This is a genomic window from Enterobacter cloacae complex sp. S3 (genome assembly GCF_014930495.1).
GTDB classification, from domain to species: Bacteria; Pseudomonadota; Gammaproteobacteria; order Enterobacterales; family Enterobacteriaceae; genus Enterobacter; species Enterobacter asburiae_B.
This window is the reverse complement of record NZ_JADBRD010000008.1, coordinates 24556-45606: the sequence shown is the minus strand read 5'-3', so window position 1 is coordinate 45606 and position 21051 is coordinate 24556. Positions and strand designations below refer to the sequence as shown.

General features: G+C 57.1%; 17 protein-coding genes and 1 pseudogene. 6 read left to right on the top strand and 12 right to left on the bottom strand.

All coding sequences use genetic code 11. The annotated features are described in order from the left end of the window. Nucleotides 1–6: 6 nt before the first annotated feature. Entirely contained in the window at nucleotides 7–924 is a 918-nt protein-coding gene (locus IM317_RS03585; protein WP_021241490.1) for an ABC transporter substrate-binding protein, read from the bottom strand. Between the two features lie 145 nt (nucleotides 925–1069). Then, complete coding sequence (gene bglX, locus IM317_RS03580; RefSeq protein ID WP_033146014.1) at nucleotides 1070–3367, bottom strand: beta-glucosidase BglX; 2298 nt, start codon at nucleotides 3365–3367, stop codon at nucleotides 1070–1072. Nucleotides 3368–3556: 189 nt separating this feature from the next. On the opposite strand from bglX, the gene dld reads away from it, so the two are divergent. Together dld and IM317_RS03570 are read left to right on the top strand one after the other, a co-directional pair. Continuing rightward, the gene (dld, locus tag IM317_RS03575) at nucleotides 3557–5305 is read left to right on the top strand and encodes a D-lactate dehydrogenase (protein WP_033146015.1); all 1749 of its coding nucleotides are present in this window, start codon (nucleotides 3557–3559) and stop codon (nucleotides 5303–5305) included. A gap of 112 nt (nucleotides 5306–5417) precedes the next feature. Further along, nucleotides 5418–5972, top strand: a complete 555-nt coding sequence (locus IM317_RS03570; protein WP_033146016.1) for a GNAT family N-acetyltransferase — start codon at nucleotides 5418–5420, stop codon at nucleotides 5970–5972. A 94-nt stretch (nucleotides 5973–6066) separates the two neighbouring features. Here IM317_RS03570 and pbpG read toward each other — a convergent pair whose 3' ends face one another. Both pbpG and IM317_RS03560 read right to left on the bottom strand, forming a co-directional pair. Further along, nucleotides 6067–6990, bottom strand: a complete 924-nt coding sequence (gene pbpG, locus IM317_RS03565; RefSeq protein WP_033146017.1) for a D-alanyl-D-alanine endopeptidase — start codon at nucleotides 6988–6990, stop codon at nucleotides 6067–6069. A 167-nt stretch (nucleotides 6991–7157) separates the two neighbouring features. Continuing rightward, nucleotides 7158–7745 (bottom strand): Yip1 family protein, encoded by a 588-nt coding sequence (locus IM317_RS03560; RefSeq protein ID WP_033146018.1) that lies wholly within the window; start codon nucleotides 7743–7745, stop codon nucleotides 7158–7160. Between the two features lie 157 nt (nucleotides 7746–7902). Between IM317_RS03560 and IM317_RS03555 the strand changes: the two genes are divergently transcribed. Then, on the top strand, nucleotides 7903–8475 hold the full coding sequence (locus tag IM317_RS03555) for a DedA family protein (protein ID WP_033146019.1): 573 nt from the start codon (nucleotides 7903–7905) through the stop codon (nucleotides 8473–8475). A 94-nt stretch (nucleotides 8476–8569) separates the two neighbouring features. On the opposite strand, the gene IM317_RS03550 is transcribed toward IM317_RS03555, so the two are convergent. From IM317_RS03550 to IM317_RS03515, 8 genes and pseudogenes are all read right to left on the bottom strand, one after another. Beyond that, nucleotides 8570–9334 (bottom strand): SDR family oxidoreductase, encoded by a 765-nt coding sequence (locus IM317_RS03550; RefSeq protein WP_072196557.1) that lies wholly within the window; start codon nucleotides 9332–9334, stop codon nucleotides 8570–8572. Nucleotides 9335–9384: 50 nt separating this feature from the next. Next, complete coding sequence (gene mdtQ, locus IM317_RS03545; protein WP_033146021.1) at nucleotides 9385–10803, bottom strand: multidrug resistance outer membrane protein MdtQ; 1419 nt, start codon at nucleotides 10801–10803, stop codon at nucleotides 9385–9387. 326 nt (nucleotides 10804–11129) lie between these two features. After that, a complete protein-coding gene (locus IM317_RS03540; protein ID WP_033146022.1) occupies nucleotides 11130–12524 on the bottom strand; it encodes a glycoside hydrolase family 1 protein in 1395 nt (464 codons plus the stop codon). Between the two features lie 12 nt (nucleotides 12525–12536). Then, nucleotides 12537–14503: pseudogene (gene bglF / locus IM317_RS03535) on the bottom strand (PTS beta-glucoside transporter subunit IIABC). 24 nt (nucleotides 14504–14527) lie between these two features. Further along, a complete protein-coding gene (gene licT / locus IM317_RS03530; RefSeq protein WP_032658940.1) occupies nucleotides 14528–15361 on the bottom strand; it encodes a BglG family transcription antiterminator LicT in 834 nt (277 codons plus the stop codon). A 166-nt stretch (nucleotides 15362–15527) separates the two neighbouring features. Further along, nucleotides 15528–16874, bottom strand: a complete 1347-nt coding sequence (locus IM317_RS03525; protein WP_033146024.1) for a carbohydrate porin — start codon at nucleotides 16872–16874, stop codon at nucleotides 15528–15530. Between the two features lie 301 nt (nucleotides 16875–17175). After that, entirely contained in the window at nucleotides 17176–18108 is a 933-nt protein-coding gene (dusC, locus tag IM317_RS03520; protein WP_033146025.1) for a tRNA dihydrouridine(16) synthase DusC, read from the bottom strand. 41 nt (nucleotides 18109–18149) lie between these two features. Continuing rightward, entirely contained in the window at nucleotides 18150–18947 is a 798-nt protein-coding gene (locus IM317_RS03515; protein ID WP_033146026.1) for a helix-turn-helix domain-containing protein, read from the bottom strand. A gap of 59 nt (nucleotides 18948–19006) precedes the next feature. Between IM317_RS03515 and IM317_RS03510 the strand changes: the two genes are divergently transcribed. The 3 genes from IM317_RS03510 to IM317_RS03500 all read left to right on the top strand — a co-directional run bounded on the left by IM317_RS03510 (nucleotide 19007) and on the right by IM317_RS03500 (nucleotide 21002). Further along, nucleotides 19007–19723, top strand: coding sequence for a type 1 glutamine amidotransferase (locus IM317_RS03510; protein ID WP_033146027.1), 717 nt, complete (start codon nucleotides 19007–19009; stop codon nucleotides 19721–19723). 191 nt (nucleotides 19724–19914) lie between these two features. Further along, nucleotides 19915–20310 carry a CidA/LrgA family protein gene (locus IM317_RS03505; protein ID WP_023312463.1) on the top strand — a complete coding sequence of 132 codons (396 nt, stop codon included), beginning with the start codon at nucleotides 19915–19917 and terminating at the stop codon, nucleotides 20308–20310. Next, complete coding sequence (locus IM317_RS03500) at nucleotides 20307–21002, top strand: CidB/LrgB family autolysis modulator (protein ID WP_029740398.1); 696 nt, start codon at nucleotides 20307–20309, stop codon at nucleotides 21000–21002. Before IM317_RS03505 ends, IM317_RS03500 begins: the two co-directional genes overlap by 4 nt. The last annotated feature ends 49 nt before the right edge of the window (nucleotides 21003–21051 follow it).

Below are 21051 nucleotides of genomic sequence, written 5' to 3'. Positions count from 1 at the left end.
TTCCCGTTACTTCACAAGCCCTTGTTGTTTCAGGAAGTCGGCGGCCACTTTTTTGGCATCCAGCCCCTCGACGGCAATGCTGGCATTCAGCTGTTGCAGCGTTTTTTCATCCAGTTTTTCGAAGACCGGCTTGAGCCATTCTGCAATATCCGGATAGGCTTTCAGCACCGCCTCGCGCACGACCGGGGTCGGGGCGTAAATCGGCTGTACGCCTTTTGGATCGGTCAGGGTTTGCAGGCCGAGCGCCGCCACCGGGCCGTCGGTGCCGTAGGCCATTGCCGCGTTAACGCCGGAAGTTTGCTGCGCCGCCGCCTTAATGGTTACCGCCGTATCCCCGCCCGCCAGCGAGAGCAGCTGCGCCTGGTCAAGCTTGAAGTCGTAGGCTTTTTCGAACGCCGGGAGCGCGTCAGGACGCTCGATAAACTCCGCGGACGCTGCCAGCTTAAAGTCGCCCTTCTCTTTCAGATAGCGGCTGAGATCCGCAAGCGTAGTCAGCTTACCTTTCTCCGCCACGTCCTTGCGCACGGCGATAGTCCAGGTGTTGTTGGCCGGGGCCGGCGTCAGCCAGACCAGCTTGTTCTGTTCTGCGTCCAGTTTTTTGACTTTCTCATACCCGGCTTTGGCGTTTTTCCATGCCGGATCGTTTTCATCTTTGAAGAAGAATGCCCCGTTGCCGGTGTATTCCGGATAGATATCCAGCTCGCCGGAGGTGATCGCCCCGCGCACGACGGGCGTGGTGCCCAGCTGAACTTTATTGACGGTTTTCACGCCGTGGCTTTCCAGCACCTGCAAAATAATATTGCCGAGCAGCGCGCCTTCGGTATCGATCTTTGAGCCCACTTTTACCGGCTCCGCCGCCTGTAACGGCAGGCTTAGCGCCGCCAGCAGCACCGCAGATCCCAACATCCCCTTTGCAATCGTCATTCCGCTATCCTCATTTTTTTATCGCCTTTTTCAGAGGCTTGAGAGAAAAGCGTAGCTTAAAACAGCGGATTTACCCGGCAAAATGCCTTTTTAGCATAACGTAAGACGCATCCCCCGGAAGCCGGGGGATGCAAAGAAGGGAAGGTTACAGCAGCTCGAACTCGCCTTTATTCACGCGGGCAGAATCCACCCCGATAAAGACGTTAAACTTGCCCGGTTCCGCATCGTATTTCATCTGCTGGTTCCAGAACTTCAGCGCCTCCACGTCAATCGGGAAGCTGATGGTTTGGGTTTCGCCAGGCTTCAGATTGACCTTCTCGAAGCCGCGCAGCTGCTTAACAGGACGGCTCATCGAGGCGGTGACATCCTGCACGTACATCTGGATCACCGTTGCCCCTTCGCGCTTGCCGGTGTTGGTCACCTCGACGCTGGCGGTAACTTTGCCGTCACGCTTCAGGGTCGGCGCCGACATTTTCACGTCAGAAACCTTGAAGCTGGTGTAGCTCAGACCGTAACCAAACGGATACAGCGGGCCGTTAGCTTCGTCGAAGTAACGGGACGTGTACTTGTTCGGCTTGTCGGCGTTATACGGGCGACCGGTGTTCAGGTGGCTGTAGTAGACCGGGATCTGCCCAACGGAGCGCGGGAAGGACATCGGCAGCTTGCCCGACGGGTTGTAATCACCAAACAGCACGTCGGCGATGGCGTTACCGCCTTCGGTACCAGCGAACCAGGTTTCCAGAATGGCGTCAGCCTGCTGGTCCTCTTTCACCAGCGCCAGCGGACGACCGTTCATCAGTACCAGCACCAGCGGCTTGCCGGTGGCTTTCAGGGCGGCGATCAGATCGCGCTGGCTCTGCGGAATGGTGATGTCGGTACGGCTGGAGGCCTCGTGCGCCATACCCTGCGCTTCGCCCACGACCGCGACAACCACGTCAGACTGTTTCGCGGTATTCACCGCCTCGTCGATCATCTCCTTCGGCGTGCGCGGATCGACCTTCACCGCTTCCTCGTACTGGTTGAGGAAGGTGACGATGTCTTTATCGTTGGTGACGTTCGCCCCTTTGGCGTACACCACTTTCGCGTTATCACCCACGGCACTCTTAATCCCGGTCAGCACGGTCACGGACTGGTCGGCCACGCCTGCGGCAGACCAGCTGCCCATCACGTCGCGCTTGCTGTCGGCCAGCGGGCCCACCACGGCAATGGTGCCGGATTTTTTCAGCGGCAGCGTGTCGAGGCGGTTTTTCAGCAGCACCAGGCTTTCGCGCGCCACGTCACGCGCTTCTTTGCGGTGCAGACGGCTTTCAGCGTTGGTATCTGCCGGGTCAGAATCCTTCGGCCCCAGATGGCTGTACGGATCGTTAAACAGCCCCATGTCGTATTTCACGTTCAGCACGTGGCGCGCGGCATCGTCCAGCTCCGCCATTGTGACCTTGCCGCTCTTCACCAGCCCCGGCAGGTATTTGCTGTAGTACTCGTCGCTCATGCTCATGTTGATGCCCGACTTGAGCGCCACGCGCACCGCGTCTTCCGGATCGGAGGCGGTACCGTGCTTAATCAGCTCTTTAATCGCGCCGTGGTCGGAAACGGTGATGCCCTTAAAGCCCCACTGATCGCGCAGGACGTCTTTCAGCAGCCAGGAATCGGACGTCGCAGGCGTGCCGTTCAGCGAGTTCAGCGCTACCATCACCGCGCCGCTGCCCGCATCCAGCCCTGCCTTGTACGGCGGCATGTAGTCGTTGAACAGGCGCTGCGGGCTCATGTCGACGGTGTTGTACTCTTTCCCGCCTTCAACCGCGCCATAGGCCGCGAAGTGTTTGACGCTGGTCATCACCGAGTAGCGATCCGCCGGGCTTTTGCCCTGCATCGCTTCCACCATGGTTTTCCCCATCGTGGAGGTTAAATAGGTGTCTTCACCAAAGCCTTCCGAACCGCGGCCCCAGCGCGGATCGCGCGAGACGTCCACCATTGGCGCCCAGGTCATGTTCAGGCCGTCGTCCGCCGCTTCATAAGCCGACACGCGCCCGACGGTTTTCACCGCGTCGAGGTTAAAGGAAGAGGCTAAACCGAGGCTAATCGGGAAGACGGTACGCTGGCCGTGCACCACGTCATAGGCAAAGAACAGCGGAATTTTCAGGCGGCTGAGATCCATCACCTGATCCTGCATCTTGCGGATATCCTGGCGGGTGACGGTATTAAAGATGGCTCCAACCTGCCCGTCTTTGATCATCTCGCGGATGGCCTCTTTCGGGTTATCCGGACCGACGCTGATAAGACGCAGCTGGCCGATTTTCTCATCAACCGTCATTTTCTTGAGCAATTCCGTGACAAACGCGTCCCGTGCTTCAGGCGTGAGCGGGTGATTACCAAACAAATCCTCTGCCAGCGCAGGTTGCAGCGCCAGGCTGACGGCGACACCTACAGAACATAGCCATTTCATGTCGTTTTACTCTCTCATCAATAACCGCCGGACGATCTCGGCCATACCGTGCGAAAAGCGCAGTGTGCCACAAACCCTCGAAACGTTGCAGGGTTATTCTCTGATTTTTCTCGTGAATACTCGACCGCTTAACAGTTAATCGCGCTATGCTTTACAGCGAGAAATTTGCCCCACCACAAGGAGTGGAAGATGACTTCTGTTCGAACAAACGATAACACGACTTTTATTAACGAACTGTCGCGCCTGGTTGGCTCCTCTCACCTGCTTACCGACCCGGCCAAAACCGCCCGCTACCGCAAAGGTTTCCGCTCCGGTCAGGGCGAGGCGCTGGCGGTGGTCTTCCCCGGCACGCTGCTGGAGCTGTGGCGCGTGCTGAGCGCATGCGTCGCCGCCGACAAGATTATTTTAATGCAGGCCGCCAATACCGGCCTGACCGAAGGCTCCACGCCGAACGGCAACGATTACGATCGCGACATCGTGATTATCAGCACCCTGCGCCTCGACAAACTGCACCTGCTGGATAAAGGCGAGCAGGTGCTCGCGTTCCCCGGCACGACGCTCTACTCCCTGGAAAAAGCGCTTAAGCCGCTGGGCCGTGAGCCGCACTCGGTGATTGGCTCCTCCTGCATTGGCGCCTCGGTGGTCGGTGGGATCTGCAACAACTCCGGCGGTTCGCTGGTGCAGCGCGGCCCGGCCTACACCGAGATGTCGCTGTTTGCCCGTATTGACGAAAACGGCAAGCTGACGCTGGTGAACCATCTGGGTATCGATCTCGGCGTAACGCCGGAACAGATCCTCAGCAAGCTCGACGACGATCGCGTGAAGGACGAAGACGTTCAGCACGACGGTCGTCATGCGCACGATCACGACTACGTCACCCGCGTGCGGGATATCGACGCCGATACGCCGGCGCGCTACAACGCCGACCCGGACCGCCTGTTTGAATCCTCCGGCTGCGCCGGGAAGCTGGCCGTGTTTGCCGTACGTCTGGATACCTTCCCGGCGGAGAAAAAGCAGCAGGTGTTTTACATTGGTACCAATCAGCCTGAGGTTCTGACCGAAATTCGTCGTCATATTCTGGGCGAATTCACCCATCTGCCGGTGGCGGGCGAGTACATGCACCGGGACATTTACGACATCGCCGAGCGTTACGGCAAAGATACGTTCCTGATGATCGACAAGCTCGGCACCGACAAAATGCCGTTCTTCTTCACCATGAAGGGCCGCACCGACGCGATGCTGGAGAAGGTGTCGCTGTTCAAACCCCACTTCACCGACCGCTTTATGCAGAAGCTGGGCAACGTTTTCCCGGCGCATCTGCCGGAGCGAATGAAAACCTGGCGCGATAAGTACGAGCACCACCTGCTGCTGAAAATGGCCGGGGACGGAATTGCCGAAGCGCAGTCCTGGCTGACCGAATTCTTCAAAACCGCCGAAGGGGATTTCTTTGCCTGTACGCCTGAAGAGGGCAGCAAAGCGTTCCTGCACCGTTTTGCCGCCGCGGGCGCCGCCATCCGTTATCAGGCGGTGCATTCGGAAGAGGTGGAAGACATTCTGGCGCTGGATATCGCCCTGCGACGTAACGACACCGAGTGGTTTGAGCACCTCCCGCCGGAAATCGACAGCAAGCTGGTGCATAAGCTCTATTACGGCCACTTTATGTGTTATGTCTTCCATCAGGATTACATCGTCAAAAAAGGGGTCGATGCGCACGAACTGAAGGAGCAGATGCTCGCCCTGCTGCGTGAACGCGGCGCACAATATCCTGCGGAACATAACGTCGGGCATCTTTATAAAGCCCCTGACGCACTTAAGCAGTTTTATCGCGAGAATGACCCTACAAACAGCATGAATCCCGGCATTGGTAAAACAACGCGGAAGAAATACTGGAAAGAGAGCGCGGACGCGGAGCAGCGCGTAACGCAAGCGTCTGATTAATTCCTATAGCCAAATTTGAGAGATTGTTTAGCGCGCCTTAATCGTAATAGAGTAACCGTCTGACGCCGGAGGAACGTTTCTCCGGCTTTCTATAACGAGGAGCAGGCACATCATGTCGGCTGTTGATGTTTTATCCGAGACCGAACTGGAAGTGCGCGATGCCCTTCCCGATGATGTGCATGCCATCGCCGCCATCTATGCATGGCATGTGCTGCACGGGCGCGCGTCATTTGAAGAAGTCCCCCCTACCATCGACGAAATGCGTCAGCGTATGAAAAGCGTGGCTGAGAGCGGTTTGCCGTGGCTTATCGCGCTGTATCGCGGCATCGTGGTGGGCTACTGCTACGCCACGCCTTACCGCCCGCGACACGCCTACCGCTATACCCTGGAAGAGTCGATTTACGTGGATGCCAGCATTACCGGGCGCGGTTTTGGCTCGGCATTAATGGATGCGCTGATCGCCCGCTGCGAGCAAGGCCCGTGGCGGCAGATGATTGCCGTTGTGGGCGATGGCAACAATAATGCCGGCTCGCTGCGGCTGCATAAAAAGCACGGCTTCGAGATTGTCGGTCAGCTGCGCAGCGTGGGGTATAAGAAAGGCGACTGGCGGGATACGGTGATTATGCAGCGCTCGCTCAACGATGGGGACTGGACGCTGCCGGAATAAACGCAAAACGGTAACCTGGGTTACCGTTTTTAGTGTTTTCGCCCTCTCCCTGCGGGAGAGGGTCGGGGTAAGGGCATCAGCGCGTACAAACGACTCAGTCGTTCTGCGCCGTCGCCATCTGTTCCGCTTTCTGCTTTTTATACGTCAATGCTGCGGCCGGAACGGGCTGCACTTTCCCGGTTTCAATCCAGGTACGCAGGCGGCTCGCGTCCGCGAAGTGGGTATATTTGCCGAAGGCATCCATCACCACCAGCGCCACCGGCTTACCGTTAAACACGGTGCGCATCACCAGACAGTGTCCTGCCGCGTTGGTAAAGCCGGTTTTGGTTAACTGAATATTCCAGTTATCGCGGTATACCAGATGGTTAGTGTTGCGGAACGGCAGCATATAGGCCGGGTTCGCAAAGGTCGCCATCTCTTCACGGGTGGTGCTGAGCTGACCAATCAGCGGATACTGTTTGCTGGCAATCAGCAGTTTCGTCAGATCGCGGGCCGTGGAGACGTTGTTGATCGACAGACCCGTCGGTTCAACATAATGCGTATTGGTCATCCCCAGCGCTTTGGCTTTCGCGTTCATCGCGCGGATAAAGGCGTCATAGCCGCCCGGATAGTGGTGCGCCAGGCTCGCCGCCGCACGGTTTTCAGACGACATCAGCGCCAGCAGCAGCATATTTTTACGGCTGATTTCACTGTTCAGCCGCACGCGAGAGTAGATCCCCTTCATCTCCGGCGTGTGGCTGATGTCCACTTTCAATTTTTCGTCCAGCGGCAGATGTGCATCAAGCACCACCATCGCGGTCATTAATTTGGTAATCGAGGCGATCGGGCGCACCAGGTCCGGATGGCTGGCGTAGATCACCTTATTGGTGTTGAGATCGACAATCATCGCGCTGCCGGACGCAATTTGCGGCTGAGCAGCAGCGGCGGTCACCGCGGGCGTTTTAGCGACGGCCGGCACGGCAGCGGACGCACCCAGCAGCAGCGCCAGGCTAAGTAAAGAGACTCGGAATTTCAGCATGGTGAGACTTCTGATAATTATTCACGCACGTCATGACGTACACCGCCTGTATCAACGGATAAACACAGGCTGGCTTCGGCATCATAGCGGTCACCGGGCGTTGTCGCCAGCGGATAATCGTGAACAGATGCTGCATTGCTGGCATTTACGCCAGCAATGCAGTGAACTCAGAAGAGACGGTATCCGTAACCCCAAAGAATAACCGTCAGCGCCAGTAGCGCCTCCAGCACCAGCACCCCGATGGCGAGTGTTGAACTGGAAAAACTCAGGCCTTCTTCTTTATTGATATTCAGGAAGGTTGGAACCCCCAGATACAGCAGATACCCGGTGTAAAAGAGGGCAATGGTACCGATCAGCGCGCACAGCCAGACCAGTGGATAGAGCGCCACAATACCGCTTAAGAACAGCGGGGTCGCGACATATCCGGCAAAGACCATACAGTGCGCCAGCGATGGACGTTGCGGGTAGTTACGCGCCATCCAGTGAATGACGCGCCCCATTATCGCCACACCCGCCAGCATCAGGCCATAAAAAACGATGGCCAGATAGAGCCCGGTAAACCAGGAAAGCTGAACCACGGTGCCGTCACCGAAGTTCCAGCCGATTTGTGTTGTTCCGATAAAAGCGCATATTACCGGCACCGCAGCCATCAGCAGCACATGGTGCGTGTAATGATGCGAGACCGTCTCGTTCTCACTTTTAATGACATGCATTTCACGATCGGGATGGGAGAAAAGTCCCCAGACATGGTTCATAGCGCCCCCTTGTTGTCGGCCCGTCAGCGATACCTTAAGTATAATGCAGGCTTTAGATTATTTTCTGTACAGTGGGAAATTTCCGTTGATTTCCCCGCTGTTGATTCATGGGGTATATGATTAAACGAGGTAAGCAGAGGGAGATAACATTTACGTAATGGATATTAACGCACTCATTGAACAATATGGATATGCCGCGCTGGTCGTCGGTAGCGTGGCAGAAGGTGAAACCATCACGCTGTTAGGCGGCGTCGCCGCGCATCAGGGATTGCTGAAATTCCCGCTGGTCGTCGCTGCGGTCGCGCTTGGCGGAATGATTGGCGATCAGCTGCTCTACTTTCTCGGGCTGCGCTTCGGGCCCACGCTGCTTAAGCGTTTCGCAAAGCATCAGAAGAAAATCCGCCGCGCTCAACGGCTCATTCAACGTCATCCCTATTTGTTCGTCATCGGCACGCGCTTTATGTATGGCTTTCGCATTATCGGGCCGATACTGATTGGCGCCAGCCATCTGCCGCCAAAAATTTTCCTGCCGCTCAATGTTCTTGGTGCGATTGCCTGGGCGCTGATCTTTACGACGCTCGGCTACGTAGGGGGCGAAGTGATTAGCCCGTGGCTGCATAATCTCGACCAGCACCTGAAGCACTGGGCGTGGCTGATTCTGGTGGTGGTGGCGGTGATTGGGGTCAGGCTGTGGCTGAAGCATCGGGAAAAGACGCGGGATGAGGAGTGAGTGCGGTCTCCTCCCCTCACCCCGGCCCTCTCCCAAAGGGAGAGGGTGTTTTTAGTTCCCTCTCCCTTTGGGAGAGGGTTAGGGTGAGGGAAAACTACCCCTCCGGCTTAAACTGCGGGTTCGCCAGCATAAAGCCCCCGTCGACAATAAACGATTGCCCCGTCGTGTAGCTGGCGTCGCTGTCGCACAGCCATGCCACCAGGCTGGCTATCTCTTTGGTGCGGCCCGGCCGCGCCAGCGGGATTTCCGGCATTGAGCCTTCCTTCACTTCGCTGTCGTCCATGTCGTTCATCGGTGTGGCAATGGCGCCCGGCGCGACGGCGTTCACCAGAATGTTGTGCTTAACCAGTTCCATCGCCATGGATTTGGTTAACCCGCCGAGCGCGTGTTTTGCCGCCGTGTAGGCGCTGGCCTCCGGCAGCGGCGTGTGCTCGTGCACCGAGGTGATATTCACAATCCGCCCCCCTTCCCCCTGCTTCACCATCTGCCGGGCGGCAATCTGCGAACAGAGAAACGCGCCGTCTACGTCGACGGTGAAAATGTTCCGCCAGTCGTCAAACGGCATCTCAAGGAACGGCGCTTTGGTCATCGCTCCGGCATTGTTAACCAGCACGTCCAGCCGACCAAAACGCGCAATCAGCGTTTCAATAGCCTTTGCGCCTTCCGGCAGCGCGCTTAAATCAAGATGGATAGCCTCTGCGCGCTGCCCCTGCGCTTCAACTTCGCGGCAGGTTTCCAGCGCCCCTTTTTCATCCGAGTGCCAGGTGACGCCAATATCAAACCCGCGCTCTGCGAGCATCAGCGCCGTGGTTTTACCAATCCCGGAATCCGATGCGGTCACTATCGCTACTCTGGTCATACTCACCTCCTGAAAAACTGCAAAGAGGTAAGTATAGATAATGACCTTTTTTAGCCATGATGATAGCCGCCGCCCAGCGCCGAGGTGAGCTGCAGCGTGGCGTCGACATACTGGCCTTTCAGCAACAATCCGGCGAGGTCTTCCCTGAGGGCCGGGATCCTGGCTTCACTGACCCGCGAGCCCGCAACAATCCCCGCGCTGAAACGCGCCTGCGCCAGCGCCACAACCCGCGCCGCATCTTTTTCGACCTGCTGCTGATGGCGGTTCTTCGCCGTCAGCGTTTCGACTTCGCTGGCCGTGCGCGCCACCTGATTGACCGCTTCGACCACCGCTTTGTTGTAGTTCGCGACCGAGAGATTGTTCTGCGCCTGGGCGATATCCAGGCTGGCGTTCAGCCTGCCGCTGTCGAAGATCGGCAGCGTAAGCCCGGCGGTCACGCCCATCTGCTGCGCTGAAGCGCGAAACAGATCGCTCAGATGGAGGGCATCCTGCTGTAAGAACGCCATCAGGTTCACATCAGGATAGAAAGCCGCTCTGGCGGCCTCCACCTCGCTCATGGAGGCTTCGATATACCAGTGCGCCTCCTGGAGATCCGGACGGCGTGCCAGCAGCTCATAACCGAGCGTCGGCGGTAACGCGGCGTCAACCGTCGGCAGCGCATGCCGCGTAAGCGTTACGGAGGAAGAATTCGTCAGCGCGACCAGACGCGCCTCAACGGCTTTCATCTTCCCGTTGACTTCTGCCAGCTGTTCTTCGGTTTTGCTGGCGTCGATATCGGTTTCCACCCCTTCAACGGACGAGGTGATCCCGTGCTGATACAGTTCGCGATCGGCGCCGATTATGTTGTCCTGCTCATGTTTGATCTGCGCGAGAACCTCCCCTGCGGCGGCCTGAGTTTGCCACTCCCAGTAGAGCCGCGCCACGCTGCTGGCCAGCAGCTGGCGGGTCTGCTCCAGCTCCGCTTTTTGCGCATTCACTTTGCCAATCCGGGCCTCGACCCGGGCGCGATTTTTTCCCCACAGATCGAGATCCCAGCCTGCGGTCAGCCCAAAGGTGCCGTTGGTGTACCACGGCCCGGTGGTGCCTGCAGCCGGGTCGGTAAGGGCGAAAGGCCCCATCAGCCCTTCGGCGGACATTTTCTGGCGTTCCGCATCGGCGGAAAAATCAATCTGCGGACCGTCAGCGGCCATTGCGGCTTTGGCCTGGGCTTCGGCAAGCGTAATGCGCTGACGGGCAATCTGCATATCCGGCGCATCGCTCAACGCTTTCGCAATCAGCCCGTTAAGCTGGGGATCGTTATACGCTTTCCACCACTCATTCTTCGGCCAGTCCTGATGATTCAGAACCGTATTCACCGACGCCGCAGCGGTTTGCGTTTTAACGGGAGACACCGTGGCATGTTCAGGCGCACAGGCTGCCAGAATAAAAGCGAAGGGTGCGCTCAGAGATAAAATAAGAGAACGTTTCATGACGCCATACACTCAAAAAATAAAGGCGCACGTTACGCTCGATATCGTTCATTTTTTTAGTAACGCGTGGCAATCCGCAAATTGTCATACATTTTAATACCCGGAAATTTATTCCCAAAGAGAATGATTAAATTCAATGCATTCACGCCAAATATAAATACGCTGCTACACTTATTCAGGACATACATGAGCGGGAGAAAGGAATGAAAATATTACTGTGGGTTATTTTAATTATATTTCTGATAGGGCTCTTAGTGGTTACCGGCGTATTCAAGATGATTTTCTGATCTATTTGCCCGGCTCAGAGCCGGGCAACGTCATTAATATCAGGCTTTCAGCGAAGCCCCTTTCGTGGCAATCACCTCTTTATACCAGTAGAAACTTTTCTTACGGCTGCGCGCCAGCGTGCCGTTACCGCCGTCATCGCGATCGACGTAAATAAAGCCGTAGCGCTTGGAGAGTTCAGCTTTAGACGCGCTCACCAGGTCGATTGGCCCCCAGCTGGTATACCCCATCACCTCAACGCCGTCGTCAATGGCTTCACGCACCTGCACCAGGTGGTCGTTAAGGTAGCTGATGCGATAATCATCCTGCACTACGCCGTCCGCATCCGGTTTATCCTTCGCCCCGAGGCCATTTTCCACGATAAACAACGGCTTCTGATAGCGATCCCAGAGCACGTTTAGCAGGGTACGCAGGCCGATGGGGTCAATCTGCCAGCCCCATTCGGAACTTGCCAGATGCGGGTTTGGCACCATGCTCAGGATATTGCCGCGCGCCTGCTGGTTGAGGGCCTCATCCGCGGTAACGCAGCCCGTCATGTAGTAGCTGAACGAGATAAAATCGACGGTCGATTTCAGCGCCTCGCGGTCGTCATCCGTTACCTCAAGCTGAATACCATTGTCGCGGAAGAAGCGCTGCATATACCCCGGATAGGCGCCACGGCACTGCACGTCGCCAAAGAATTGCCACGTGCGGTTTTCCTGCAGCGTCTCCAGAACATCTTCCGGCTTGCAGGTCAGCGGATACATCAGGCCGCCCAGCAGCATGTTGCCGATTCTGGCATCCGGGATAATCTCGTGGCAGGCCTTCACGGCCAGCGCGCTGGCCACCAGCTGGTGGTGGATCGCCTGGTACACCTCCCCTTTACTGCTGGTTTCCGGCAGGCCCACGCCGGTCATGGGCGCGTGCAGAGACATATTGATCTCGTTGAAGGTCAGCCAGAGCTTCACCTTCTCCTTGTAGCGCGCAAACACGGTACGGGCGTAGCGCTCGAAGAACCCAATGGTCTGGCGGCTGCCCCACCCGCCGTACTGCTTCACCAGCCCCCACGGCATTTCGTAATGCGAGAGCGTCACCAGCGGGGTAATGCTGTGCGCGGCCAGCTCGTCAAACAGCCGGTCGTAAAACGCCAGCCCCGCCTCGTTAGGCTGCTGCTCGTCGCCGTTCGGAAAAATGCGGGTCCAGGCAATGGAGACGCGCAGGCAGCTAAAGCCCATCTCAGCGAAGAGTTTGATGTCTTCCGGGTAGCGGTGATAGAAGTCGATGGCGACGTCCTTGATGCCGCTGTCGCCCGCCACGCGCTCAACCACCGGGCCGAAGACACCCTGCGGCTGAACGTCCGAGGTGGATAGCCCTTTCCCCTCCTCCAGATACGCGCCTTCTACCTGATTCGCGGCAACCGCGCCGCCCCATAAAAAATCGTCCGGGAAAGTTTTCATCACGTTCTCCTGTTATTGATGACTTACGCTGAGTAACGGCGCACCGGCGCTGACGGACGTTGCCGCCACGGTCACCACATCGCGATACTCATCGCTGTTACTGATAATGATCGGGGTCGCCAGGTCGTATCCGGCATCGATAATCGCCTGTCGGTCAAACTCCAGCAGCAGATCGCCGGGCTGTACCCTGTCGCCCACCTTCACGTGGGCGGTAAACGGCCTGCCGTCGAGCTTCACGGTATCGATCCCCACGTGAATCAACACTTCAATTCCGCTGTTGCTGAGCAGGCCGATGGCGTGTTTGGTCTGAAACAGCGAGGCCACCACGCCGGCAAACGGGGCCACCACTTTGTTATCCGAGGGAATAATCGCGGCACCGCTGCCCAGCAGGCCGCTGGCAAACGTGGTATCCGGCACCTGGTCGAGCGCCAGAACGGTCCCGGTCATCGGGGATAAGACATCGTTTTCCCTTGCCATAACCGCAGCTTCCGCCTCTGCGCGTCCCGGCATACCTGCCACCAGCGTCAGGCCACAGCTCAGCACCAGCGCTACCGCGGTGCCGATCACGCCGCCCCACAGCGTGGCGTTTACCCCACCCGGCGGAATCATCTGGGCGATGGTAAAGATATTGGCGAAGCCGAAGGAGTAAACGTGGGTATCGCTGAAGCCGACAATCGCGCCGCCGATAGCTCCCGCCACGCAGCCAAAGATAAACGGGCGGCGCAGCGGCAGGTTTACGCCATACACAGCGGGTTCGGTGATACCAAATATCCCGGCCGTTACCGATGAACCCGCCAGCATCTTCTGACGGGCATCGCGGGTACGCAGGAAGATCCCCAGCGCCGCCCCCACCTGGCCAAACACCGCGGGCAATAGCATTGGCAGCATGGAGTCATGCCCCAGCACCGCCAGGTTGTTGATCATCAGCGGCACTAGCCCCCAGTGCAGGCCAAAAATAACGCAGACCTGCCACAGCGCGCCCATCGCCGCGCCCGCCAGCCACGGTGCCAGAACGTAAATGCTCTGATAGCCGTTCGCCAGCATCTGGCTCAGCCAGGTCGCCAGCGGCCCGATAACGAGGAAAGTCAGCGGCACGGTCACGCCCAGACAGATCAGCGGCGCGAAGAAGTTTTTCATCGAGGAAGGCAGCAGCCTGGTGCTCTGCTTTTCCAGCCAGCAGCTGACCCACGCGGCGAGAATAATCGGGATCACCGACGAGCTGTAGTTAAACCAGGTGACGGGAATGCCCAAAAAGGCGTCCGATACCGCGCCCGGCTGCTGGCTGGCGTTAAACGCCGCAATCATCATCGGATGGGTGAGCGCCCCGCCGATGACCATGGTAATAAACGGGTTGCCGCCGAATTTTTTCCCGGCGGTATAGCCCAGCACCAGCGGGAAGAAGAAGAACAGCGCGTCGCTGGCGGCGAACCAGATTTTATAGGTGCCGCTCTCGGTGCTGAGCCAGCCGCACACCACCGCCAGCGCCAGCAGCCCTTTCAGAATACCGGACGCGGCCAGAATGCCGATAAACGGGGTAAAGATCCCGGAGACAATGTCAATCAGGCGGCCCAGCAGATTCCCTTTTTCGCCCCTCTCTTCCATGACGGGCGCGTCATCGGTAAGGCCTGCCTCATGGCGCACCGCCTGCCAGACGTCGTGGACGTGGTTGCCAATCACTACCTGAAACTGGCCGCCGCTTTCGACCACCATGATGACGCCCGGGTTTTTCTTCAGCCCTTCCGCATCCGCCCGTTGATTCTCTTTCAGTTTGAAGCGAAGCCGGGTCGCGCAGTGTACAAGACTGACGATGTTCTCTTTTCCGCCAACGTGGCCGAGAATATCCTTCGCTAAAGCCTGGTATTCCATCTCGATTTCCTTACATCCGATGCCTGCAGGCACCTGTTGACTGAGTACAAAAAATAAAAAAACCCGAGAACGACCTTCTGACGAAGGCCGCGCTCAGGTTTTGCCTGCGTGATGCAGTAACAATCCTGTTTTGAGGCTTAACGCCCCTCTTTTCTCACCCGCTCGATATGAATGGCGAGGAACATAATTTCTTCGGTCGTCAGCTCACGCTGATAGCTTTTGTTCAGGTGCTGAGCGATTTTCTCAGCGCATTTCCACGCTTTCGCGTAGTTGTCTTTTACCGCCGTATGCAGCGAGACGTCGTCATCTTCCACCACGGTGCGGGTGAGCATCCGCTGGGCAAAAAACTTCAGATGCGTGACAAAACGCTGATAGCTGAGCGAGTCTTCATCGTACTCAAGCTGCAGCTGATACTTCACCAGCTGCAGGATCTCCTGCATCACCCGCGTCACGTGCATCACTTCCGGCATTTCGCTGTTCAGCTGCGCGGTGACCAGATGCAGCGCGATAAACCCGGCCTCATCCTCTTCCAGCTCGACGTTCAGGCGTCTGGCAATAATGGCCCGCGCCTCCTGCCCTAATTCGAACTCCTTCGGATACAGCCGTTTAATATCCCACAGCAGCACGTTTTTGATGGCCAGCCCGTTCTTCTGCCGCTCAATCGCAAAGTAGCAGTGGTCGGTGAGGGTGATATACAAACTCTCCTGCAGCTTGCCCAGTCGCTGCGCCGCCAGCCCGATGATGCGGTCGCAGGTGGTCATCACTTCCAGCGGAATTTGACTCAGCAGCTCGCCAAGTCGACGCACCAGTTCATCGCTTTGCAGCGCAAATACCTTTTCAACCAACGCGGTATCCAGCGCTTCGCCGACGCGCTTCTGAAAGGCCAGCCCACGGCCCATCACCACCTGTTCGCGCCCGCGCTCATCCTGAACAACCACCACGTTATTATTGAGTATCTTGGCGATTTTCATCTGAACCCCAGAAACAAAAAAACCTGACCTCCGGCAGATGCCAGAAAATCAGGTTTTGCCTGCCTAAGCAGTAACAATCCAGTTCTGGCACTCTATCAGTTTCATTCATAGCCTCAATGCATCACGCGTCAGAAACGTGACGCGGATCGAACTTGCTACGGTGATATCAGAAGCTCACCACCGTTTTCAGCTCGGTAACCCAGGCATCCTGGGTGCGACTGACCCCGCCGGGATGGTGCCAGTACTGAATGCCCGGCTGCAGCTCCAGCCACGACACCGGACGGAAGCGATAATAAAACTCACCGTTCAGGGAGTGGCCTGGCTCCGGGTGATACGCCGGATCGTTATAGTCCGACACGCCGCTCAGGCTGTTCATATAGCGCTGGTTGCGGGCGTACTGGCTGCTCATATCAATCCAGGTTAGCCCGAAGCCAATCCAGTCTTCCGGCCGCGCGTCAAAAAGCCCGCGGTAGCGCAGCGAGGCGGCGTAAACCTGATGCATGTAGTTGGTACTCTGATCCGCAAGGCTCATGCTGAAAGAGGTGCTCAACCCGCGATTCGGATCGTCCTGATGCTGCGTAAGCTGCTGGTTTAGCCCGGCGTACATAAACCAGGTCCGGCTGTGCGTTTCGAACCCGTTCGGGTCCGTCGCGCCCGCCCCGCCGGATTTGCCGCGATAGAGATCGGTTTGCGGCGCGTTGGTAAACACCACGCCCAGGTTATACGCCCCCGGCAGGCCGTTAATCAGCGGACGCGCTTCAATTTCAACCGGCAGTAAAACCCCTTTGCTGCCCTTCGTCGACCAGCTCCACGCGTGGCTGCGGCTGGAGGCCTCGGGATTTTGCTCCATCACGCCACCTTTTAAGGTCAGCGTCGGCGTTAATTTATAGGCAAGCGTGGTGCCCCAGGTGTGAACGTTCCAGTTGTTCCACGTCAGCGAGTTGGCTGACTTCCCGCCGCACTGCGACAGGAGCTGGAAATCACAGGGGATGATTTGATCGAAGGTCTGCACCTTGTTCATCATCCCGATGCGCCAGGTCAGACGCCGGTCGTCAAAGCTGCGGGCAAAGGTCAGCCAGCCCAGACGGGTAATCGACTGCCCGCCCCAGCTCTCCTGGGTCAGATCGTTAAAGTTAACGCGCGGGTCCTGTACGCGTTTAGTGGTGAGGTCGTCATTGTGGTTACGGTTGACGATATTCCCCTCGATACGCGCGTCCGGGATACCGGTCCAGCGCTCCAGGTCCTGGTTGAAGGTCAGCGCAAACTGGTCAATATAGGCCACGTGGGAGTCGTGGTTATATCCGCCACCGCCGTTCCAGCCAATTTCATTCAGGTATCCGAGGTTATAGGTAAAACCGTTATCGTTGAGGATTTTACGTATGCCGAGCATTTCGCCCAGAACAGGCTCCGGCGGAGCTTCAAAACCTAATACCGTTCCGTTCCAGTCCTGCGCCACCGACAGCGGGGATATCGCTAATAAGGCGAGTGCAAAGAATTTATTTTTATATGCCATAATAACAACCTGTGATTGAGTATTTTGTGCGTAACCGGCCGCAGGAAATTTTTCTATTTCCTGTCGATATTTCATTTTTTTAAATCAGTAAAAAGCGCTAAGCCAAATTTCTCTCCTGCGTAAACGAGAGGCAAAAAAAAACCTAAGCGCTCCACAGCGAAAATGCTGTGAAACGCTTAGGTTTTGCCTGTTAACCAGTAACAATCCTGCGTTGAAAACAGTGGCACCTTAACACCGTCGCGCCACGTTGAAAACCAGAACGGTTTTCTGGTTTAAAAAAGTGTGAGCAATTTAACGCTTATTATTTTGACTGAATCACCCGGGCAATTTCAGACGAAGTCTGCAATGTCCGAATCTCCTGAAATAATCCCAGCGCTTCATCGTACTCTTTGCGTAAATAACTCAGCCACTGTTTAATTCGCGCGACGTGATACAAGCCGGTGTCGCCCTGCTTTTCCAGTCGGCTGTATTTTTGCAGCAGCGTAACGACGTCTGCCCACGGCATTCGCGGCTCGTTATATTTCACCACCCGGCTGAGGTTCGGCACATTCAGGGCGCCGCGACCGATCATCACCGCATCGCAGCCGGTGGCCTTCAGACAGGCCTGCGCGCTCTCGTAGTCCCAGATTTCGCCGTTAGCGATCACCGGAATGGTGAGGCGCTTGCGGATCTCACCGATCGCCTGCCAGTTAATGCGCTCGGCCTTGTAGCCATCTTCTTTGGTGCGGCCATGCACCACCAGCTCGGTGGCCCCGGCCTGCTGCACCGCATCGGCGATTTCAAACTGCCGCGCGTCGCTGTCCCATCCCAGGCGCACCTTCACCGTCACCGGCAAATGCGAAGGCACGGCCTCACGCATGGCCTTCGCGCCGCGGTAAATCAGCTCAGGATCTTTCAGCAACGTCGCCCCGCCGCCGCTGCCGTTCACCAGCTTCGACGGGCAGCCGCAGTTGAGATCCACCCCGTAAGAGCCCAGCTCAACCGCGCGGGCGGCGTTTTCCGCCAGCCATTCGGGATACTGGCCGAGCAGCTGAATACGCACCAGCGTGCCGGAAGAGGTCCGGCTCTGGTTGTGCAGCTCGGGGCACAGGCGGAAGAAGGATTTTACCGGCAACAGCATATCGACCACGCGCAGAAATTCCGTCACGCAGAGATCGTAATCGTTCACCTCGGTCAGAAGCTCGCGCACGAGGGAGTCGAGCACGCCTTCCATTGGGGCCAGTAAAACACGCATAGCAGTACCTGTGAAAAAAGACGCGCTATAGTAGCCGCTCTCTATATCGCTGGGAAGCGCTTCTGTTCAGGGAGAAAGTCAGCCGGCGTTGCCCCCACAATGGCGCGAAACGCCGCCGCAAATGCCGCCGGGCCAGAAAACCCCAGCATCCAGGCCACCTGCTTAACCGGGTATCCGTTGGCGAGCAGATCCAGCGAGGCACAAATCCTTGCGCGCTGTCGCCAGGCCCGGAAGCTAAAGCCGGTATCTTTGATAAAGGCGCGTGAGAATGTGCGTTCAGACATCGCGGCCTGTTCCGCCAGCCTTTCCATCGAAACATCCCAGAGATTGCTGGCAATGATGTCACAGGCAACGCGATGTAACCGCTCATCCACGGGCATCGGTAATTCGGCCGAAATCTGCTGCGCCTCGCTGAGGATTTCGAGCAGCAAAACGGCCATGCTGCGCTGACTGGCTGGCCGGTATTGCGCACTGAACAGCCCGGCAATCAGCTCTTTGAACAACGCCGTCGCCATAATCACGTGAACCTCTTCTTTCCGTTTAAAAGATCGGCATTGCGATATCAGCGCGGGGCTAAACCAGACCGCGCGGAGCTCCGTTGCGGATAACACGCTGTAGGTATGCTCCTGAAAGGGAGGGATCCAGAGCGCGCGCTGTGGCGGTATGACCCAACGCTTATTGCCGGTTTCGACCAGCATCACCCCTTTGATGGCAAACAAAAGTTGCCCCTGTGGATGCCGGTGAGGGGGATCCACTTCGCCGCGCGTATAGCTAATAGCCCCTCTGGACCATCCGATGGCATCGTCGTGAATTGGCGTTTTATCGATAACGGTTGGCATTTCACATTCCTCCCTTCCTCTTATGATGCTGCTTGTACACGTAACCGGAGAGAGACGCAATGCACATTCATTTTATCATTCATGAATATTTCGAAGCGCCAGGCGCATATGAAGTCTGGGGGGAAAATCGCGGCTGTAGTATGAGCTACTCCAGAGTTTATCAGGGCGATCCGTTACCCGAGGATCTGCAGAGCACAGACTTGCTTATCATCATGGGAGGCCCGCAGTCACCTGCCACCACGCTTCAGGAGTGCCCCTGGTTTGACGCGCAGGCGGAAATGCGGCTCATCGGCCGCGCAATAGAGGCAGGTAAAACGGTGATTGGCGTTTGTCTGGGCTCGCAGCTTATCGGTGAAGCGCTGGGCGCAGCGTTTTGCCATAGCCCGGAAAAAGAGATCGGCAAATTTCCCGTCAGGCTCACAGATGCAGGCAAGGCGAACCCGCTGTTTGAGGATTTTGGCCACGAGCTGAACGTCGGACACTGGCATAACGACATGCCAGGGTTGACGCCGCAGGCTAAAGTGCTGGCTTACAGCGAGGGCTGCCCCCGTCAGATCGTGCAATATGGCGAACGGGTTTACGGTTTTCAGTGTCATATGGAACTGACGCCGGAGGTGGTTGAGCTGCTGATTGAACATTCGCAGAACGATCTCCGCCGCGCGGCTGAATTTCGTTTTGTCGAAACGGCGGAAAAACTTCGCTCGCATGATTATCAAGAAATGAATCAGGTGCTGTTTTCTTTTCTGGATAAACTCGTCGCCCAACGCGAGGCCTGACTCAGAGGCATTTCTCTGGCTCGTCACTTCGCCACCGCACGCCCTTTCCTCTAAACTGTAGCCTGCCCCTGTGCGGTGATACCAGACGTTCCATTCTGGAATGTCTGGTATGCTCAAATTTCATGATGTGATCCGTGGCACATTTTTGGGTTTAATTGTATGATGAATGCGTTTCAGCAAGGACTATCACCATGAGCAAATCATTGAACATTATCTGGCAATATCTGCGCGCATTCGTCCTGATTTACGCCTGCCTGTACGCCGGGATTTTCATCGCGTCGCTGCTGCCGATCGTCATTCCCGGCAGCATTATCGGTATGCTGATCCTCTTCGTTTTGCTGGCGCTGCAAATCCTGCCCGCAAAATGGGTCAACCCCGGCTGCTTCGTCCTCATTCGCTACATGGCGCTGCTTTTCGTGCCCATCGGCGTCGGGGTCATGCAGTATTTTGATTTGCTCAAGGCCCAGTTCGGCCCGATTGTGGTCTCCTGCGCGGTCAGTACGCTGGTGGTTTTCCTTGTGGTGAGCTGGAGTTCGCATCTGGTGCATGGCGAACGTAACGTGGTCGGGGAGAAAACAAAAAAATGATGGCCAATATCTGGTGGTCGCTGCCGTTAACCCTGGCGGTGTTCTTCGCCGCGCGCAAGCTTGCCGCACGCTTCAAAATGCCATTGCTGAACCCGCTGCTGGTGGCGATGGTGGTGATTATTCCGTTCCTGCTGCTCACCGGCATTCCCTACGAACGCTACTTTGCCGGCAGCAAAATTTTAAACGACCTGCTGCAGCCTGCCGTTGTGGCGCTCGCCTTTCCTTTATACGAGCAGCTCCATCAGATCCGCGCCCGCTGGAAATCCATCATTACCATCTGTTTTGTGGGCAGCCTGGTGGCGATGATCACCGGCACGTCGGTGGCGCTGTTGATGGGGGCCTCCCCGCAAATTGCCGCCTCTATCCTGCCTAAATCGGTGACCACGCCTATCGCGATGGCGGTCGGCGGCAGCCTCGGCGGGATCCCGGCCATCAGCGCGATGTGCGTCATTTTCGTCGGTATTCTGGGTGCGGTGTTTGGTCACACCCTGCTGAACGGGATGCGTATTCACACTAAAGCGGCACGGGGGCTGTCGATGGGAACAGCTTCCCACGCCCTGGGCACCGCCCGCTGCGCGGAGCTGGATTATCAGGAAGGGGCGTTTAGCTCCCTGGCGCTGGTGATCTGCGGGATTATCACCTCCCTGCTGGCCCCGTTCATTTTCCCGCTGATTCTGGCGGTGATGGGCTAAAATTTGCGATGCGTCGCGCAAATTTCATTTTGATTTCATAAGTTGCATA

Excerpts from the sequence above, each read along its gene's own strand:
- IM317_RS03585 (WP_021241490.1), bottom strand. The coding sequence starts at position 924 with ATGACGATTGCAAAGGGGATGTTGGGATCTGCGGTGCTGCTGGCGGCG.
- bglX (WP_033146014.1), bottom strand. The coding sequence starts at position 3,367 with ATGAAATGGCTATGTTCTGTAGGTGTCGCCGTCAGCCTGGCGCTGCAA.
- dld (WP_033146015.1), top strand. The coding sequence starts at position 3,557 with ATGACTTCTGTTCGAACAAACGATAACACGACTTTTATTAACGAACTG.
- IM317_RS03570 (WP_033146016.1), top strand. The coding sequence starts at position 5,418 with ATGTCGGCTGTTGATGTTTTATCCGAGACCGAACTGGAAGTGCGCGAT.
- pbpG (WP_033146017.1), bottom strand. The coding sequence starts at position 6,990 with ATGCTGAAATTCCGAGTCTCTTTACTTAGCCTGGCGCTGCTGCTGGGT.
- IM317_RS03560 (WP_033146018.1), bottom strand. The coding sequence starts at position 7,745 with ATGAACCATGTCTGGGGACTTTTCTCCCATCCCGATCGTGAAATGCAT.
- IM317_RS03555 (WP_033146019.1), top strand. The coding sequence starts at position 7,903 with ATGGATATTAACGCACTCATTGAACAATATGGATATGCCGCGCTGGTC.
- IM317_RS03550 (WP_072196557.1), bottom strand. The coding sequence starts at position 9,334 with ATGACCAGAGTAGCGATAGTGACCGCATCGGATTCCGGGATTGGTAAA.
- mdtQ (WP_033146021.1), bottom strand. The coding sequence starts at position 10,803 with ATGAAACGTTCTCTTATTTTATCTCTGAGCGCACCCTTCGCTTTTATT.
- IM317_RS03540 (WP_033146022.1), bottom strand. The coding sequence starts at position 12,524 with ATGAAAACTTTCCCGGACGATTTTTTATGGGGCGGCGCGGTTGCCGCG.
- licT (WP_032658940.1), bottom strand. The coding sequence starts at position 15,361 with ATGAAAATCGCCAAGATACTCAATAATAACGTGGTGGTTGTTCAGGAT.
- IM317_RS03525 (WP_033146024.1), bottom strand. The coding sequence starts at position 16,874 with ATGGCATATAAAAATAAATTCTTTGCACTCGCCTTATTAGCGATATCC.
- dusC (WP_033146025.1), bottom strand. The coding sequence starts at position 18,108 with ATGCGTGTTTTACTGGCCCCAATGGAAGGCGTGCTCGACTCCCTCGTG.
- IM317_RS03515 (WP_033146026.1), bottom strand. The coding sequence starts at position 18,947 with ATGCCAACCGTTATCGATAAAACGCCAATTCACGACGATGCCATCGGA.
- IM317_RS03510 (WP_033146027.1), top strand. The coding sequence starts at position 19,007 with ATGCACATTCATTTTATCATTCATGAATATTTCGAAGCGCCAGGCGCA.
- IM317_RS03505 (WP_023312463.1), top strand. The coding sequence starts at position 19,915 with ATGAGCAAATCATTGAACATTATCTGGCAATATCTGCGCGCATTCGTC.
- IM317_RS03500 (WP_029740398.1), top strand. The coding sequence starts at position 20,307 with ATGATGGCCAATATCTGGTGGTCGCTGCCGTTAACCCTGGCGGTGTTC.